16 protein-coding genes are annotated in these 17,603 nt (G+C 69.4%); 10 read left to right on the top strand and 6 right to left on the bottom strand.

All coding sequences use genetic code 11. The features are described 5' to 3' along the window. The first annotated feature begins 49 nt into the window (after positions 1-49). From sfnG to ACZ418_RS42270, 5 genes are all read left to right on the top strand, one after another. Complete coding sequence (gene sfnG / locus ACZ418_RS42290; protein WP_468374053.1) at positions 50-1,186, top strand: dimethylsulfone monooxygenase SfnG; 1,137 nt, start codon at positions 50-52, stop codon at positions 1,184-1,186. A gap of 41 nt (positions 1,187-1,227) precedes the next feature. Further along, the gene (ssuE, locus tag ACZ418_RS42285; protein ID WP_468374051.1) at positions 1,228-1,785 is read left to right on the top strand and encodes an NADPH-dependent FMN reductase; all 558 of its coding nucleotides are present in this window, start codon (positions 1,228-1,230) and stop codon (positions 1,783-1,785) included. Further along, on the top strand, positions 1,782-2,978 hold the full coding sequence (locus ACZ418_RS42280; RefSeq protein ID WP_468374048.1) for an SfnB family sulfur acquisition oxidoreductase: 1,197 nt from the start codon (positions 1,782-1,784) through the stop codon (positions 2,976-2,978). Before ssuE ends, ACZ418_RS42280 begins: the two co-directional genes overlap by 4 nt. A gap of 33 nt (positions 2,979-3,011) precedes the next feature. Then, on the top strand, positions 3,012-4,208 hold the full coding sequence (locus tag ACZ418_RS42275) for an LLM class flavin-dependent oxidoreductase (protein ID WP_468374046.1): 1,197 nt from the start codon (positions 3,012-3,014) through the stop codon (positions 4,206-4,208). 78 nt (positions 4,209-4,286) lie between these two features. Next, a complete protein-coding gene (locus ACZ418_RS42270) occupies positions 4,287-4,685 on the top strand; it encodes a hypothetical protein (protein ID WP_468374043.1) in 399 nt (132 codons plus the stop codon). A 3-nt stretch (positions 4,686-4,688) separates the two neighbouring features. On the opposite strand, the gene ACZ418_RS42265 is transcribed toward ACZ418_RS42270, so the two are convergent. Then, positions 4,689-5,057, bottom strand: a complete 369-nt coding sequence (locus ACZ418_RS42265) for a hypothetical protein (RefSeq protein WP_468374042.1) — start codon at positions 5,055-5,057, stop codon at positions 4,689-4,691. A 44-nt stretch (positions 5,058-5,101) separates the two neighbouring features. Then, positions 5,102-5,410, bottom strand: coding sequence for an integrase (locus ACZ418_RS42260; protein ID WP_468374039.1), 309 nt, complete (start codon positions 5,408-5,410; stop codon positions 5,102-5,104). A gap of 241 nt (positions 5,411-5,651) precedes the next feature. On the opposite strand from ACZ418_RS42260, the gene ACZ418_RS42255 reads away from it, so the two are divergent. Beyond that, positions 5,652-7,238, top strand: coding sequence for a protein kinase domain-containing protein (locus ACZ418_RS42255; RefSeq protein WP_468374037.1), 1,587 nt, complete (start codon positions 5,652-5,654; stop codon positions 7,236-7,238). 285 nt (positions 7,239-7,523) lie between these two features. Here the strand turns inward: ACZ418_RS42255 and ACZ418_RS42250 are convergent, their stop codons facing one another. Next, a complete protein-coding gene (locus ACZ418_RS42250) occupies positions 7,524-8,396 on the bottom strand; it encodes an alpha/beta fold hydrolase (protein ID WP_468374035.1) in 873 nt (290 codons plus the stop codon). A gap of 85 nt (positions 8,397-8,481) precedes the next feature. Between ACZ418_RS42250 and ACZ418_RS42245 the strand changes: the two genes are divergently transcribed. Further along, positions 8,482-9,036, top strand: a complete 555-nt coding sequence (locus tag ACZ418_RS42245) for a CGNR zinc finger domain-containing protein (RefSeq protein WP_468374033.1) — start codon at positions 8,482-8,484, stop codon at positions 9,034-9,036. Positions 9,037-9,487: 451 nt separating this feature from the next. On the opposite strand, the gene ACZ418_RS42240 is transcribed toward ACZ418_RS42245, so the two are convergent. Continuing rightward, positions 9,488-10,162 carry a polysaccharide deacetylase family protein gene (locus ACZ418_RS42240; protein WP_468374031.1) on the bottom strand — a complete coding sequence of 225 codons (675 nt, stop codon included), beginning with the start codon at positions 10,160-10,162 and terminating at the stop codon, positions 9,488-9,490. 833 nt (positions 10,163-10,995) lie between these two features. Here ACZ418_RS42240 and ACZ418_RS42235 point away from each other — a divergent pair. The 3 genes from ACZ418_RS42235 to ACZ418_RS42225 all read left to right on the top strand — a co-directional run bounded on the left by ACZ418_RS42235 (position 10,996) and on the right by ACZ418_RS42225 (position 13,849). Continuing rightward, the gene (locus tag ACZ418_RS42235) at positions 10,996-11,703 is read left to right on the top strand and encodes a DUF4232 domain-containing protein (protein WP_468374028.1); all 708 of its coding nucleotides are present in this window, start codon (positions 10,996-10,998) and stop codon (positions 11,701-11,703) included. Positions 11,704-11,975: 272 nt separating this feature from the next. Then, positions 11,976-12,653 (top strand): DUF429 domain-containing protein, encoded by a 678-nt coding sequence (locus tag ACZ418_RS42230; protein ID WP_468374025.1) that lies wholly within the window; start codon positions 11,976-11,978, stop codon positions 12,651-12,653. A 50-nt stretch (positions 12,654-12,703) separates the two neighbouring features. Next, entirely contained in the window at positions 12,704-13,849 is a 1,146-nt protein-coding gene (locus ACZ418_RS42225) for a PD-(D/E)XK nuclease family protein (protein WP_468374023.1), read from the top strand. Positions 13,850-13,968: 119 nt separating this feature from the next. Here the strand turns inward: ACZ418_RS42225 and ACZ418_RS42220 are convergent, their stop codons facing one another. Further along, positions 13,969-15,786 (bottom strand): hydroxysqualene dehydroxylase, encoded by a 1,818-nt coding sequence (locus tag ACZ418_RS42220; protein WP_468374020.1) that lies wholly within the window; start codon positions 15,784-15,786, stop codon positions 13,969-13,971. A gap of 203 nt (positions 15,787-15,989) precedes the next feature. Beyond that, positions 15,990-17,273 carry a hypothetical protein gene (locus tag ACZ418_RS42215; RefSeq protein ID WP_468374019.1) on the bottom strand — a complete coding sequence of 428 codons (1,284 nt, stop codon included), beginning with the start codon at positions 17,271-17,273 and terminating at the stop codon, positions 15,990-15,992. Between the last annotated feature and the right edge of the window lie 330 nt (positions 17,274-17,603).

The raw sequence follows: 17,603 nt of genomic DNA, 5'->3' as shown, positions 1-17,603 counted from the left end.
CGGAGCTCATTCGTCCTGCCCGCGCAGCATTCTCCTGCCAGGAGTTCCCATGCCCGCATCCTCCGCATACCCCGGATCCGATCCCGTCCGCTTCGCCTACTGGGTGCCGAACGTCAGTGGCGGTCTGGTCACCAGCACCGTCGAGCAGCGCACCGACTGGGGCTACGACTACAACCGCGAACTCGCCGTCCTCGCCGAGAACAACGGCTTCGACTACGCGCTCAGCCAGGTCCGTTATATGGCCAGCTATGGCGCCGAGTACCAGCACGAGTCCACCAGCTTCAGCCTCGCCCTGCTGCTCGCCACCCAGCGGCTGAAGGTCATCGCCGCCGTCCACCCCGGCCTGTGGCACCCGGGCGTCCTCGCCAAACTCGGCGCCACCGCCGACCACCTGTCGAACGGCCGCTTCGCCGTCAACGTCGTCAGCGGCTGGTTCAAGGGCGAGTTCACCGCGCTGGGCGAGCCCTGGCTGGAGCACGACGAACGCTACCGGCGCTCAGAGGAGTTCATTCGCGCCCTGCGGAAGATCTGGACCGAGGACCACGCCGAGCTCGCCGGTGACTTCTACCGGTTGCGTGACTTCTCCCTCAAGCCCAAGCCGCTGAACACCCCCGACCGTCCGCACCCGGAGATCTTCCAGGGCGGCAACTCCACCGCCGCGCGCGCCATGGCCGGCCGCGTCTCCGACTGGTACTTCTCCAACGGCAAGGACTTCGACGGCGTCACCGAGCAGATCCAGGACGTCCGCTCCTCCGCCGTCCAAGCGGGCCGCACGGCACCGAAGTTCGGCCTCAACGGCTTCCTCATCGCCCGCGACACCGAGGCCGAGGCCCGCGAGACGCTCCGCGAGATCGTCGCCAAGGCCGACACACAGGCCGTGCACGGCTTCCGCGACGCCGTCCAGCAGGCCGGTCCGTCCACCGGCGACGGCAAGGGCATGTGGCAGGACTCGACGTTCGAGGACCTCGTCCAGTACAACGACGGCTTCCGCACCGGCTTGATCGGCACCCCCGAGCAGATCGCCGAACGGATCGTCGCCTACAAGCGGCTCGGCGTCGACCTCTTCCTCCTCGGCTTCCTGCACTACCTGGAGGAGGTCGAGTACTTCGGCAAGCGGGTGCTGCCCCTGGTGCGCGAACTGGAGGCACAGGAAGCCGCGTCCGAGCCCGCCGCCGCCCACGCCTGACCGCGGCCCGCACACGAAACGACGAACCGAAAGGTCCTCCCATGGCCACTGTCCTGTCCGTCTCCGGAAGCCCCTCAGCCACCTCCCGCACAGCTCGGCTGCTGCGCCACCTGGACGAGCGGCTCATCGCCCAGGGGCACGAGGTGATTGCGCTGGACGTTCGTACCCTGCCTGCCGAGGCGCTGCTCGGGGCCGACTTCGCTCACCCGGCGATCGTCCGGGCCACCGCCCTGTTCGAGCAGGCGGACGGGGTGGTGATCGGAACCCCCGTCTACAAGGCCGCCTACTCCGGACTGCTGAAGTCCCTGCTCGACCTGCTCCCGCAGTACGCCCTGGCGGGCAAGACGGTCCTCCCGCTGGCCACCGGCGGCACCACCGCCCACGTCCTGGCCATCGACTACGCCCTGCGCCCGGTGCTGGCCTCCATGGGCCCCGCGCACATCACGCCGGGCTGGTTCACGCTCGACAAGGACATCACGGTGGGCGAGGACGGCACGCTGAAAGTCGCGCCGGGATCGGCCGAGGCTCTGGCGCAGGTCACGGACCAGTTCTCGGCCGCGCTGGGCGAGCGGACGACGCTGCTGGCGGCCGCCGGATGAGCGCCGCGCACGTCATCGCGGACGACGCCGAGGCCCTCGCCGTGGCCGCGGAGCTGGCCGCTGACTTCCGCAAGGGCGCCGCCGAGCGGGACGCGCGGCGCAGGCTCCCCCACGCGGAGCTGGAGCGGCTGTCCGCCTCCGGGCTGCTCGCCGTGACCGTGCCCGCCCGGTTCGGTGGCGCGGACGTCCGTGCGGACACGCTCGCCGAGATCTTCCGACTGCTGGCCGCCGCCGATGCCAGCCTGGCCCAGATCCCGCAGAGCCACTTCGTGTACGTCAACGTGCTGCGCCGGCAGGGGACCGACGAGCAGCAGGAGTTCTTCTTCGGCGAGGTACTGGCCGGCAAGCGGTTCGGCAACGCCCAGTCCGAGGCGGGCACCCAGCACGTCCAGGACATCCGCACCCGCCTCGCCCGGCTCCCGGACGGGTCGTACGTCCTCGACGGCGTCAAGCACTACTCCACCGGCGCGCTGTTCGCCCACTGGATCCCCGTCCTCGCCCGCACCGAGGACGACACCCTGCACGTGACGTACGTCCCGCGCGACGCGCGGGGCCTCACGGTCGTGGACGACTGGGACGGCATGGGACAGCGCACCACCGCCAGCGGAACCGTCCGCCTGGAGTCGGTGCCCGTGCCCGCCGACCGCGTCGTGCCACACCACCTCACCTTCCAGGGCCCCCAACTCCACGGCGCGGTGGCTCAGTTGCTGCACGCGGCCATCGACGCCGGCATCGCCTCCGGGGCGCTGGCCGAGGCGGTGGAGTTCGTCCGTACGAAGAGCCGCCCCTGGTTCGAGAGCGCCGCCGAGGGGCACGCGACCGCCGCGGAGGATCCGCTGCTGATCCAGCGGTTCGGCGAACTGGCGATCAGAGAACGGGCTGCCCGAGCGTTGCTCCGCGAGGCCGCCCGCGTGGTCGACGACGCCCGCGCCGACCTGACCGACGACTCGGCCGCCGAGGCCTCGATCGCGGTGGCCACCGCAAAAGTGACGGCGGCCGAGGCCGCCGTGGAGGTCGCAAGCGCCCTCTTCGAGGTCTCCGGCACCCGCTCGGCCCTCGACTCCCTGGGCCTGCACCGCCATTGGCGCGACGCGCGCACCCACACCCTGCACGACCCTGCCCGCTGGAAGGTCCAGCACATCGGCCGTTACGTGCTCAACGGCACCAGGCCGCCCCGGCACGGCCTCCTCTGACGCACGTTGACGAACACCGATCGGAGCCCCCACGTGTCCCTCACCTTTCACTGGTTCCTGCCCACCAACGGTGACAGCCGCCACGTCGTCGGCGGCGGCCACGGCACCCCCGCCACGCAGTCCGGGCGCGACCGGCCACCGACGGTCGCCTACCTGAGCCAGATCGCCCGCGCCGCCGAGGACCTCGGCTTCGTCGGCGCTCTCACGCCGACCGGCGCGTGGTGCGAGGACGCGTGGCTGACCACCGCCATGGTCAGCCAGAACACCGAGCGTCTGAAGTTCCTCGTCGCCTTCCGCCCCGGCTTCGTCTCGCCGACGCTCGCGGCGCAGATGGCCTCCACCTTCCAGCGGCAGACCGGTGGACGGCTCCTGCTCAACGTCGTCACCGGCGGCGAGAGCCACGAGCAGCGGGCCTACGGGGACTTCCTGGACAAGGACGCGCGGTACCGCCGTACCGGCGAATTCCTGGAAATCGTCCGGGGCTTGTGGGAGGGCAAGACCGTCGACCTCGCCGGCGAGCACCTCCAGGTCGAGGACGCCAGGCTGGCCCGGGTGCCCGACCCGGTGCCCGAGGTGTACTTCGGGGGCTCCTCGCCGATCGCCGGAGAAGTTGCCGCCAGGCATGTCGACGTCTACCTCACCTGGGGTGAGCCGCCCGCCGCCGTTGCCGAGAAGATCGCCTGGATCCGGGGGTTGGCCGCGAAGGAGGGTCGCAGCGTCCGCTTCGGAATCCGGTTGCACGTCATCACCCGCGACACCTCCGAGCAGGCCTGGGCCGAGACGGAGCGGCTGCTGGCGGGCTTCGATGCGGAGACTGTGCGGCAGGTTCAGGCCGGGCTTGCCCTCAGCGAGTCGGAGGGACAGCAGCGGATGCTGGCCCTGCACGGGGGTGGGAGCCTCCCCCACTCTCGGCTTCGCTCGAGCGGGGGGACCCCCACCGGGCTGGAGATCCATCCCAACCTGTGGGCGGGCATCGGTCTGGTGCGGGGCGGGGCGGGGACCGCCCTGGTCGGCAGCCACACCGAGGTTGCCGAGCGGATCAAGGAGTACGCCGCGTCGGGGATCGAGGAGTTCATCTTCTCCGGGTATCCGCATCTGGAGGAGGCGTACTGGTTCGGCGAGGGCGTTCTGCCGAAGCTTCAGGCGCAGGGTCTGTGGCGGCACCCGTACGGGCAGCAGGTGGCCCCCGCCGCCCAGGTCCCCTTCGCCGGTGCCGGGAGCGCGCGATGACCCATGTGATCGCCGACGACGCCGAGGCGGTCGCCGTCGCCGCCGAGCTGGCCGCCAAGTTCGCCCGGAGTGATGGAAATGGTGCGGCTCGCGGGGCACCTCCCTGGCCAGGCGCAGTACGAGGGCTCGGATCGAGTAAACGGTCCGCGGTCGGCCTCCGCGCTTGGGTCGGGGCTGGGCGGCGTGCCGGTGGGCGATGACGTTGCGGTGCCAGCGGAGCACGGTGTCCGGCCGCACCAGCAGCCGCATCCGGCGCAGCACTTCCCCTGGCACGCCATGGAGGAGCGACGCCAGGAACGCCCGGTCGCTCGCGTGGAACCGAACCTGCTGCCTGTTCAGCTGCGGCTCCAGAACGCCGATCTGGTGGCGCAAAGGCAGGGTCTCGACGTCTTTCTCACGGTCGCTCATCGGCAGCAGCCGCAGCATCGCGAACGCGTTCGTCACGCCCAAGTACGCCAGTCTCAACAGCACGACTGATCATCATGCCGCGCCGACCGCCGCCGCGCGATAGCTGCGACTCGAGCGGCCTCGACTGGTGCCGAAAACCCGTTCCCAGCTGCATGGATGAGGTATTCGGCAAGAGCAGGGTTGCGCGGTGACGCCCAGGATGTGCACGGTGCGAGTGCGCACTTCCATCACGAACAGAACGTACAGCCCAGGCAGCGCGATGGTGTCGACGTGGAAGGAGTCAGTGGCCGGCAATCCGCTGGTCTGGGTCTTGAGGAAGGCGGCCCACTCGCGGCGCGCCGGGTGGCGGCGTGGCGCCGGGCTGATTCCGGCGGCATGCAGGACGCGGCGCACCGTGGCCGTGCTGACCTTGTGCCCGAGTCGGTGCAGCTCGCCGTGCACGCGGCGGAATTCCCACTGAGGGTTCTCGGCGCCGAGTCGGACGATCAGGTCTCGAAGCTCGTCGGGCAGCAGCGGGCGACCTGGAAGGGGGCCAGGCGCTGGTGCCAGGCGCGCAGGGTGCGTGGGGAGACGATCCGGTGTACGCGGAGCGCCCGCGGTAGGAGCCGGGCGAGCGCCGCCAACAGCGCGCGATCCGGCCAGCCCGGCTTTGGCGCGGCGACCTGGTGGCGCAGCACCGCGACCTCGTGCCGCAGAGTGAGGATCTCCGCGTTCTTCGCCGCGGTAGATCGGCGCAGCAGAGCCAGCCGTGCGAAGACCCGCGTGGCGAACAGGTAGATCAGCCGAACGAGCACGAAGACTGATCTTGCCCCACCGCTGCCAAGGTTCATGACTCGAGGCCAGAGGCGGTGAAGCGATTTACACAGACCTGTGGTGTCCGCGGTGCCGACCTGTCGGCCACCGCTGCGAGTGGTCCAGTTGTCCGTGCCGATAATCTTGTGCTCGTTTGGGGGGCCGAGCGGGGCCGCCCGGCGGTCTGCGGACCACGGGCACGCGGTGTACGCGTCCCGGCGGGCGAGGGGGATGTTGAGGCCGATGGGTGATGACACTACGGGTGGGGCGGGCGCCGGATTGCGCACGGTGGGCCACGGCAGGTACATGCTGCGGCAGCTACTGGGCCAGGGCGGGATGGCCACCGTCCACCTTGCACACGACTCCGTGCTGGAGCGCTCGGTGGCGGTCAAGACGCTCCACACCGGCCTGGGCCACGAGCCGTCCTTCCGCGAGCGGTTCCGCCGCGAGGCACAGGCGGTGGCGCGGCTGAGCCACACCAACATCGTGGCGGTGTTCGACAGTGGTGAAGACGTCGGTTCGGACACCGGCCCGGTGCCGTACATCGTCATGGAGTACGTCGAGGGCGCGTCGCTGTCGGCACTGCTCCGAGAGGAGATCGACAAGCACGGCGCGATGCCCTGCGACCGTGCTCTGAGGATCACCGCGGATGTGCTCTCGGCGCTGGCCGCCTCCCATGAACAGGGCCTGGTCCACAGGGACATCAAGCCGGGCAATGTGATGGTCACCCCGCGCGGGGTGGTGAAGGTGATGGACTTCGGCATCGCCCGCGCGCTGCAGCCCGGGGTGACGTCCATGACGCAGACAGGCATGGTGGTGGGCACGCCCCAGTACCTTTCGCCGGAGCAGGCGCTGGGCAGGAGCATCGATGCCCGAACCGACCTTTACTCGGTGGGCTGCATGCTGTTCGAACTGCTCACCGGGCGGCCGCCGTTCGACGGGGACACGGCCTTCTCCATCGCCTATCAGCACATCGAGGAGCAGCCGCCCGCGCCGTCCAGCATGAACCCGGCGATCAGCCCGGCGGTGGACGCCCTGGTGGCCCGAGCGCTGAGCAAGGACCCGGCGCTCCGCTTCCCCACCGCCGAGGCGATGCGGGATGAGGTGGAGCGGGTGCTGCCCGGCCTGCAGGGCGGCGTGAAGTCGCCGCACGGAGCGGTGCCGGGCCTCAGGGGTGTCACACCGGCGAAGCACCCGCGGCGCCGACGTGTCGCATATGCCGCCGGTGCGGCCGTGGTCTTCGCGGCCGGTGGAACCGCCGCGGCCCAGCTCTTGCCGGACCACGCTGGGCCCGCCAAGGTTTCGCACAGCAAGCCGTCCGAGGAGAGAAACAGCCGGGCATCCGGAGGCTTCACCGCGGCGTCTCCGTGGCGGCTCGTCGTCAGCGACCAGATCGGGGGCCGGGACAATGGCTGCACCGTTACGCTGACCAACACCGACACCGGTCAGCAGCAGGTCTTTGAGAACTACGGCACCAAGTCGTTCCTGGCACACACCTCAGGACCGTTTCGCTGGGCGGCCAACAACCCGGGCTGCCAGGTGGTCCACCGATCCGGAGCGGGGACGGCGGTGCTGCCCGCCACCCGGGAGTACGGCACGGGCGACACCGAAGCCTTCAGTGCGCGGGGGCCGATATCCGTGAGGGTGTTGGACTTCAACGGTGCCGGCGACTGCAGGCTTGATCTACGCGACGCTGCAAACGGAGAGGCCGTCGACCTGGGCACAGTCCCCAAAGGCGGCGGCCCGCTGAAGCTCGACCCGAGCGGACACTCCCAGGTCTACCTCGCTGATCTGCAGTGCAGTGTGAAGGTCACCGCTGCTCGCCGGTGAGAGCTGACCGGAGACGGCGCACGGCTCGCTTCGTAGTTGCTTTGTCGTAAGAGGAAGCCCTCGCGGAGCGGATCACCGGGCGCGGGCAACGCGTCGATGACGAGGGTCCGTTGGTTCACCGGCTCGGCGAAACCGGTCGGCCCGTCCACGATGGTCGACCAGATCGCACCGTCATCGTCGGCCCCATCCGGGACCGCCCTCGCCCGCGTGACGCTGCTCGTCAACTCTCCTTGTGTCGACGCGGAGGGCCGGACGGTTTGCGGCATCCCCGCCCAGCGGGCTTGATCACTTCCAGATGCGGTCGAGGAAGCCGGCGATCAACGGGGCGATCTCCGGCAGATGGGTCTCGAGGGCGAAGTGGCCGGTTTCGAAGAGGTGGAGTTCGGCCTCCGGCAGGTCGCGGAGGTAGGCGCGGGCTCCGGGCTCGGGGAAGAAGGGGTCGTTGCTTCCCCAGGTGATGAGGGTGGGCGGGGTGTGCCGGCGCAGCCACGCGTGCCAGTGGTCGTAGCTCTCGACGTTGGAGCGGTAGTCGAAGATCAGTGCCTGCTGGGCCTCCTTGCGGCCCGGCAGGTCCAGGAAGTGCTGGTCGAGGGTCCAGCCGTCCGGCGCGATCAGGCCGGGGTTTGCGACGCCGATCTCGTACTGGCTGCGGGTGCCGTCGAGGGTGAGCATGCCCTGGATGGCGTCCTCGGCGCCGGGCGTCTCGGGGGTCAGGCCGATGAGGCCGCGTGCCGCGTCCGAGAGCCCTTCCTCGTAGGCGTTGCCGTTCTGCACGACGAGCCCTGCGATCCACTCGGGGTGGCGTTCGGCGATGCGGAAGCCGATGGGTGCACCGAAGTCGAAGACATACATCACGAACCGGTCCAGGCCCAGACGCTGGACGAAGCCTTCGGTGATGTCGGCGAGCCGGTCGAACGAGTAGGTGAAACCGTCCGGGGTCTGGGTGTGGCCGAAGCCTGGGTAGTCCGGGGCGATCAGCCGGTAGTGGGAGCCGAGTACGTCGATGAGGCGGCGGAACTGGTGGGAACCGGACGGAAAGCCGTGCAGGAGCAGCAGCACGGGCGCGTCCGCCCGGTCGGGGAGGGACTCCCGGTAGAAGACGCGGACGCCGTCGACCTCCAGGTGGCGGTGGACGGTACGGGCGACTGCAGTAGACATATCTAATTCCTCCTTCGTCGTATGACGCATTAGGTATAGGCCGGATCCAGCTAACGTGTCAAACCGGCGATGTACCATTAGCCGTATGAGTGAACTCGTGCCCCTGATCGGAGAACCCCTCGCGCTGGACCTGGTCAACACCCGGCCAACCGTTGGTGACCTGCTCATGACACCCGAGGACCTGCGGGCGTGGTGGGCCCTCGAGGCCGACCGTCTCCCGGACGAGGTGCCGGAAGGGGTGACCGCCGCGGATCTGGCCGCCGTGCGCGCCGTACGGGAGCACGCCGCGCGCGCCCTCGACCACGTACGCCGAGGCGACGAGCCCTTGGCTGCCGACCTGCAGGCGCTCAACCAGGCGCAGCGTGCGGCGCCGGCGATCAACGAGCTGGCGTGGAGCGGTTCGGCGGTGGTCACCACGCGCCGACGCGACGGCTCACCGGGCCGGCGGCTGGCCGCCTTCCTCGCGGAGGCCGTCGCCGAACTGCTGGCAGATCCGGCTGTCGACAAGATCCGGGAGTGCGAGGCCGACGACTGCGTGATGCTCTTCCTGCCCGCCCATCCGCGCCGCCGCTGGTGCTCGGCCGCCCGCTGCGGCAACCGAGTGCGCGTCGCCCGCCACTATCAGCGCCACAAGGCCTGATAGCCCGGACGTCCCACATCTTGTGGCGTGCTCGCCATGTCCCAGGCTGTGAGCTGCCGGAGCGGTAAGTCACGCGGGAGGCGGCTGGGGCCCCTGTTCTTGCCGGGGCAGTTGTTCTCATGGTCGTCGTGACGATGGCCGGCTCGGTGGTACCGGTGAGACGGCGGAGGCCGACCCGGGGCGGAACTCGGAACTCGCCACCGTGAGATCGTCGACGACGGCGAGAGCCGGATCGTGTGCACGCCGGGCAGCATCGAGCCGCAGCATGGCGATGGCCTTGCACGGTCATGATCCAACTCGCTGCCGAGCTTCTGGGGCTCGACGTCACCCGGGTGCGGTTCGACCTCGGCGACTCCGGCCGCTCAAGATCCGGATGCCACTGCACCGCTGAGAACCTGGCGGGCCGTCCACGAATGACCTTGACGCCTGCAAGATCCCGACAGCGTCGGGCTCAGGCCGGGAAGCCGTAGCCGTAGCCTTCAGCGTCCAGCTGGTTGAGGAGACGGGCGAGCGCCTGCACCGTCTGCGAACGGTCACCGCCGCCGTCGTGCATCAAGATGATCGCGCCGGGTCGCAAGTCCTGGTTGATGTTGCGCAGGATGCCGTCCACACCCGGGCGCCGCCAGTCGTTGGCGTCGTCGCTCCAGCCGAGCGACTGCAGGTGGTTGGCGCCCGCTATCCCCCGGATCGTCGGGCTCCAGTCGCCGCCGGGTGCCCGGTAGTACATCAGCTTCACGGCGCTTCCCGCGGCGTCGGTGATCTCGCGCTTGGCGTCGACGATCTCGTGGATGTTGTACTCGACCGACTTGCGGTTCTGCTGCTCGTCATGATGGACCGAGTGATCGCACAGCCGGTCCCCGTCCGCGACGATCGCCTTGGTCAGGTACGGGTAGCGCTGGGCGAGCGGCCCGAGCTCGCAGAAGGTGGCCTTCGCGTGGTGCTGAGCCAGGAGCGCGAGTACCTGCGGGGTCCACCGCGGGTCTGGGCCGTCGTCGAAGGTGAGCGCTACGGACTTGCCGCTGCCCTCCACCCCGTGGGCGACCAGCACGTCGGAGCCCGTCGGGGCGCTCGGCACCTGCCCCGAGGCGTTCGCCGAGCCGGACCGCGAAGCGGGACCGGACGGCACCGCGGCGGAGCCTCCATTGCGGCTGGACTGCGTTCCTCCTGCCGTGCGGCCGGATGCCGACGCGGACGGGGAAGCGGACGAGGGCGACGGCGCCTGGGACGACGAGTGCGGCCTGGAAGAGGAGAGCGTCGGCGAGGGAGTCACCCTGCTGGGCGAGCTCTGGGGTGTGTGCCCGCCTGCGTGCGGCCCGCACGCCGTGAGCACGGCTCCCGCGATCGCCGCCGTGAGGGCGGTTGTCGTCGCCACTTTGATTCTGGCCAACGCCACAGATCTACCTCCGTCGGCACCACTCGGTGCTCAAATCGGTGCTGGTACTGGTCACGTCGAAGCAGGGCTGAGCGCAGGCGCGCTGCCGGTCGACGGCACAGCGGCATCCACAGTCGGGGTCCGCTGATGATGGCTCTCGAAGGAGATGGCCAGTACATCCGGTTTAGGCATGATGTCCGACCACACTAAGGGAGACCTGTCGCTTTGCTTAATATTTCCAATCTGTGATGAATGTCGCATTGGTCGTGAGATGTAAGGGCGCGAGCCGAAGGGACAAGCTGGCGATCGCTCGAATGTGGAGGCTCCGGGCCCTTCTACATCAACGAGCAACCGCGCACTCAGGGCGGCGAGTCGCAGTCGGAGACCATGGCTCGATCAGAACGCCGGGCGACGGGCGGACACCGCCCGCCAGTGAGCGAAGCTCCGCCTTGGCCCGCGTGGTCCGCGCGGCGTGACACAACAGTGAAGTTGCTGGTACGCGTCCGGTACAACCGGCGCGGCACCCTGCGGCGTCATGAGTGTCACATGGCCAATGAGCCGCTTTGCGCAGCAGAAGGGCAACCTCGATGTCATCCCCACTCACGCTCCGGCGAGTATTCCCGGCCACCGCGCTCACCTGTGTCGCGGTGCTCGCCACCGGCTGCAGCGCAGGCTCGTCCACCTCCTCCTCCGTTGGCACCGCTGCAGTCACGGCTTCTGGAGCACCGGTCACGACGGCACCGGTCACGACGGCACCGGCCACGACGGCACCGGCCACGCCGGCCGCGGCCAACACGGCTCGGTCCGGCAGTACCGTCACCAGCGCTCAGGCGCAGTCGGCCGGGACGACGCACAAGCGCACCGCTGCCTGCGCCACCCGTGATCTGAACGCCAGACCAGGTGTCAGCCAAGGTACGGCCGGCAGCGTCTACCAGGTGATCGACTTCACCAACATCTCTCAGACCACCTGCACCCTGTACGGCTACCCCGGGGTGTCGCTCGCCGGCGGCAGCCCCGTGCATCAGATCGGCCCGGCCGCCACACGGAACACCACAGCCCCTCGCGCGCTGGTGACGCTGGCACCGGGGGCCACGGGCAACGCGCTGCTGCGGATCACAGACGCCGGTAACTACCCCACGACGCAGTGCCATCCGACGGGCGCGCAGTACCTCCAGGTCTATCCGCCGGGCCAGACGACTCCGATCTACGTCGCCTACAACGCAACGGCCTGCGCCGGTACGGTCGGCCTTCTGAGCGTCAGTGCGGTCCAGCCGGGCTCGGGAAGTGCGTCGTAGCACACCGCGGTGCCGTGGGCGTGACCCCATGCCCGTTCGCGGGGCGCGGACAACGGGCCCTGACATAGCGCGTTCCTCGGCGAGTTGGCCACCGCCGACCGACTGCCTTCCACGCTGCTCACCTGCCGGATGCCGGTTCAGGGCGTTGGCAGGGGTCGCAGTGCGCATCCCGGCCGGGCACAGACAGATGGGAACGGCGGCGGGTGGCGGTTTCTGGGACCGCGGGTGCTGCTACGTTGCGGCTCGGACTTGTGCGTGAGGGGTGGCGTGGGTTGGACGTCCTTGGGGTCGATGCCTGCGGTAAGCAGGGGTGGGTGGGGATCAGGCTCACGGACGGGGCGTACGCGGGCAGCCTGGTGGATCTCCGGCTCGAGAGGCTGATCGAGCGCGCCGCCACGGTGGATGCGATCGCGGTGGACATGCCGTTGGGCCTTGTCGAGAAGGGCTGGCGTGCCGCAGATCTCGCGGCCAGGGCGCTGCTCGGGGTGCGGCGCAGCAGCGTTTTTCCTGTAGCGCCAAGGTCGGCGTGGCAGGAGCCGGACTACAGGGCGGCCGCGGACCTGTGCCAGAAGCTCACCGGTAATCGGCTGAGCCGGCAGGCGTGGGCGCTGAGGCCGAAGCTGCTGGAGGCGCGGGCGTGCTGGCTCGCCGATGAGCGGGTCCACGAGGTGCATCCCGAGATGTCCTTCTACGCCTTGGCCGGCGGAGTGCCGCTGGCTTACGCCAAGAAGACCTGGCGCGGCCAGAACCTGCGCCGCTCCCTGCTGGCCGAGGCCGGCCTCGTGCTCCCGGACGAACTTGGCGAGGCGGACCGCGTTCCCGTGGACGACGTGCTCGACGCCGCTGTGGCGGCCTGGTCGGCGCACCGGATCGCGCTCGGGACAGCGAACCGCGTTCCTGAGGTTCCCGAGCCGGATGCGGAAGGGCGCCTCGTCGAGATTCGGTACTGATCCATCCACCACGTATCGAATGAGTTCGCGGGAACTGAGGAGGCAAGGCGTTGGACGACTCGTTCGCCCGGCTCGCGACGTTGGTGGAGTCGCTGACCGGCGATGTGGTGTTCGCGATGTCCAGGGGCAGCAAGGAGCTGTTCCACAGCGACACCCTCGCCTGGTACCTCGACCGATGTCCACTTGTTGGCGAGGCGTTGCTGGACGCCTGGCAGGTACCCCGCACCGGCCATGCACGCGAGGCGAGCGTACGCCGGGAGTGGCGCAACCTCGATCTGGTCGTGGAGCATCCCGGGCGCAGCCCGCTGGTGATCGAGAACAAGGTGTTCTCGCTCCCGGACACCGGCCAGTTGAACGCGTACGCAGCGGGCAAGCTCCACGGTCTGGACCATCCCGTCCTGATACTGCTCAGCCTGGTCGCTCCCGGCTGGCCGGACGGCTCATGGACGACTCCGAACGGTCTGACCTGGCGTTACCGCAGCTACGAGGACCTGTGTGCAGCGCTGCGGCCCTGTCTGCCCGATCTTCGAAGGACGGACGGGTTCGGCGCCGATGTGTTCGAGCGGTGGCTCGACTTGATCGACAAGCTCGTGCAACTGGCCGCAGAGGTCGGCACCCCCGCGGGGGCGGAACCGTTGCTGCTGCCGGAGGAAGCGGTCGCGATCCTCAGGAGCGCTCGACTGGACGCGACCGTGCAGAAGATGCGTTACCTGCACGTCTCGAGCCTCGTCCGGGCAGAGCTGGCGCGGGAGATCGAGCAGGAGGGGGCCATCGTGCGGACGGCGATGAGCCGGGGCCAGGGCATCGTGGAGATGTTCACCGCGGAGACGACCCCCTGCTTCGGCTGGCAGATTCAGGAAGGCCAGTTCCGGCTGGTCTACCTGACCGGGCCGGGCTCCGGCCACGGGCCAGGCGCGACGAGGCGGTCGGCCCGCGAGCAGGAGGCCCGCGCCTACGGCGGCTACTTCTGCTTCGACCGGGCGCGCGCCCTGCTGGGCGACACCGGTCCCGAGCGACCTGTAACCGCCCCGAACGCTCCGTTGGTCTTCAACGGGTTCGCGCCCGACTTCGTCTACCGGAGCATCCCCGCGCCGGACCTGACGATCGAGCAGGTCGTCCGGCTTGGTGTCACCTATGCGCGCCGGGCGTTGAGGTGGCACGCAGACGCGTGGGGCAAGGGATACGGGCGCGGCTGAGCACCGACTGAGAGGGATGACGGACTTCCGGTCCCTGTTGCGCCTCATACCAGGTTCGAATTCTCGCGTGCTGGTTGATCCGATCCCGCCGCGGTCGCCGGAGCAGCGGCACTTCCGGCTCACCCCAGGTCGAAGGTGTTGGGCAGACCCATTCGGTAGCGCACCTCGTCGATCCGCTTCAGGGGCTCCATTTCCGGCGGCCGGTACAGTTCCCACACGCGGCACCGCTCGGCGTCCGAACGGTCCGCGTCGAGCAGGGCGTTGACGGCTCGCCGCGCGGACTCGTTGGCGCCTTCCATGGTCGCGAGGTCGACGTCGGTGCGGACGTAGTCGCCCGCGAGGAAGAAGTTCGGGATCGCCGTCCGCGCCGAGGGGCGATGGTAGAGCGTGCCCGTCGGGTGGATGAGGAGCTGTTCGCGGTTGTGCGGGTCAGGGCCGCCCAGGCCCGTCACCGCCGGGTCCATGAACCACCCGAGGCGGTCCTCGTCCCTGAGCGTGGTCTTGTCCGAGTCATTCAGCCCGTCCTTCAGCTGTGCCCACAGCTCGGCGACGATCTCGTCCCTGGTGCACTCCTTGGCCGTCTTGCCGTACAGGATGCCGGGCTTGTCCCACTCCGAGATGATCGCGGAGAGACAATCGTGGGTCCGCCCGTCGCCGTAGTCGCGGGAGAAGTCCCGTACGTCCCAGAACTGCGCCTGGCCGACGGCCGTCACCGACCAGGGTGAGTCGAGGCAGTTGATGTGGCCGTGCACGACGGGTGTGGGCGTGCGCAGGTAGAACATCACGCCGGTCATCCAGTCCGTCTTCAACGCGTCGCACCGGCCGAGCTGCGGGTCGGCGGCGCGCAGCGTCCTGCCCCAGGTGGCGCGGGCATGTTCGACGGGCATTGCGGAGATGTAGTGGTCGGCGGTGACCGTGCGCTCGTGGCCGCCCTCGCGGGCCGCGACACGGACGCCGGTCACCCGCCCGCCCTCGTACCCGACCTCCAATACCTGAGTGCCGGTCACGAATTCGACGCCGCGCGAGCGCAGATGCGCCTCCCAGGGACCGATCCAGGCCTCGCTGGTGGGGGCGTTCAGGACGCGGTCGATGTCGGCGTCGCCGTCCATCCCGCGGCCGAGCAGGCCCCACAGGATCAGGGCCTCGATGATGACGCGGCCGACCGTCCTGGTCGACGCCACCTCGGCCCGGGTGGCGACGAGGTTGCGGGTCTGCCCGATGCCGAGGAGCGTCTGGTACTCCCTGCTCATCTCTCCCGCGCGGATGAAGTCCCACCAGGCGACCTTCTCCCACTGGCCCTCGCGGCGTGCGTCGCAACTGGTGAGGTGGACGAGGAGACGGTCGGCGAAGTAGGCGACCTCGTGGGCGGGCAGGCGGGTGCCCACATCCAGCACGGACAGGATCTGGTCGCGGATCCAGGACGCGGTGACGTCGCCGGGCGCCGGCGGGGTCGTGACCCGGCGCAGCGGGAAGTGCAGGTCGGGGCGGCCCGAGCCGCGGGCGAACAACTCCTCGGTGGCGTTGCGGAGGTTGCCGTGGACGCCGTCGGCGTTGCCGGGGAAGGGGATGCGGCGCATCGTGTCCGGCAGGTTCCGGTAGAAGCCGGGGAAGAAGCGGAAGCCGTGCTCGCCGGGCAGGGGCCCCCGGCCGCCGGCGGCCGTGCCGGGGACATCCATCGAGCGGGCCTTGCCGCCGAGGGTGTCGTAGTACTCGTAGACGGTGACGGCGTAGCCGCGTTCGGCGAGTTCGTGGGCGGCGCTGAGCCCGGAGACGCCGCCGCCGAGGACGGCGACGCGGCGGCGGGAGGGCGTGGCCGCGGCTGCCCGCGCTCCGGGCTGTAACGCGGTCGCGCCGACGGCGCCGCCGACGGCCGTGAGGAAACGTCTGCGGGAATGCCCGACGGTCGGCCGGGGCTGCTGCGCGTGTTCCGTTGCCATGATTCCCGGAGGGTAGGGAGGGGTTCCGGGAGCCCGGAGGCTTGTTTCCCGTCCTCCACAGCATCCTCACCATCACGGAGAGGTTGACACGCTGGAGCGACTTCGAGGTTGTTCGCGGCGCGTATCGACAATGTTCCCGGGGGGGGCACGACCGGCCAGATATACACCAAGGACACCATGGCCGGTCGTCGCGCTCAGCGGGTCTACAGCTGTGGCTGCGGCATCCGTTGCCAGCTGAACGGGCCGTAGGTCGAGTCGGTCACGGCGTAGTTGGCGTTCGGGTCTGCGGTCAGTTTCAGCCATTCAAGCGGGGTGGTGCTGCCGTGCACCACGATCCGGTGGAAGTTCGAGACGTTGTAGTACGGGTGCTCGTTCCACGCGTTGTTCCCCGGGTCGTGGGCGCACACGCCGGCGCCGGTGGCCGGGTCCGTCTCGCCGGTGCACGTCGCCGTCGGCGACAGCGGGTTGTCCGAGCGGTACAGGTGAGAGTCACCGTTGAGCATCAGCACGGGACGGCCGAACTCGGTCGTCTTCGCCGCGACCTCGCTGATGATCGGCTCATAGTTCGTCAGGTGGTCCTTGGTCTTGCCGTCGAGGTCCCACATGTCCGCCTGCGCCGTGATCACCACTGCCTTGGCGTGCCTGGCCCGCGCATCGGCGAAGGCGGCATCCAGCCAGCGGACGTCGGCCGCGGTCCGGTTGGTCCGCTCGTCGGTCTGCGCCTGAGTCGCGGTCGGCACCTTGTACCAGGGGTCGGCGTCGTTGTTCGAGCCACCCGGCACGTTGATGGTCACGAAGACGATGTCGTTCTGCGCCCACATCACGTTTTCGACGTACTGCGCGTCGGCCGGGTGGCTCGGGTCGTAGGCGGTGGCCTGGGACACCACGTTCAGTGTGCCGCTGCCGAGGGTGTGGCCGGGCTGCGCGAAGAAGTCCCGCCGGACTTCGGCGAGGTTGTCGAGCGGGTTGCCGCAGTGGTAGCTGACGCAGTCCGCCGGGTTGGTCGACAGGCCGCTCGTGCCGATGTAGTTGATCGCACCGGAGGCCGAGTCGTAGAAGCCGCCGCCTTCACCGGGGGAGGTGAGACTCGACGCCTTGTGGCAGTCGGCCCACTCGTTGTCGCCCGGCGTGTAGACGAGCGGCTTGGTGAAGGTCTGCCACACGGACGCGATCGAGGCGTCGTAGTCCTCGGTGCAGAACTCCTTTCCCGAGTGGATGTCGCCCACGTGGATGACGTCGCTGAGCGCCGGGTCACTGTTGATGGTGCCGATGAACGCCGGGCTCTTCTGGAACTGCGAGGTGTCGGCGCTCTGACTCGCTGGTGCGTACGCCGACTTGCCGTACGGCGAGTCGCCGAACACGGCGAGCGCCAGTGTGCTGCCGGGGAGTGTGCTGCCGGCCGCCGATGCCGTGCCGGCAGACCCCACGCTGCAGGCAAGGCCGACGGCGGCGAGCGTGACAAGCCCGCGCCTTAGCGTTCGTCTCAAGATGCGTCCCTCTTTCAGGTCCGGTTGCGGGGGGGGGCGCTCCAGTGAACTGGAGCATCAGGGAGCGCGACATGGCATCAATGGCGGCCTGGAGATGACGAGTAGGCGAAATTCCGGCCGCGCCGGCAGTCCGGATCGCTCCCTGCGTGACTCGGTCGTCGTGGCGTGGGAGGACGCAGAGTCACGGCAACGATCTGGCACGTCATCGCGGAGGCGAAGTGGGTCCGGCCGATGACTTAGACGTCGTTTCCTTTGGCGTGATCGTTCGTTGAGCCGTGCATGACGGATCTGGTTGAGCGGTTGGTGCCGGATGAGTTATGGACGCTGTTC

The organism is Streptomyces sp. NPDC030820 (assembly GCF_055572075.1).
This window is presented reverse-complemented; position numbering and strand designations above follow the sequence as displayed.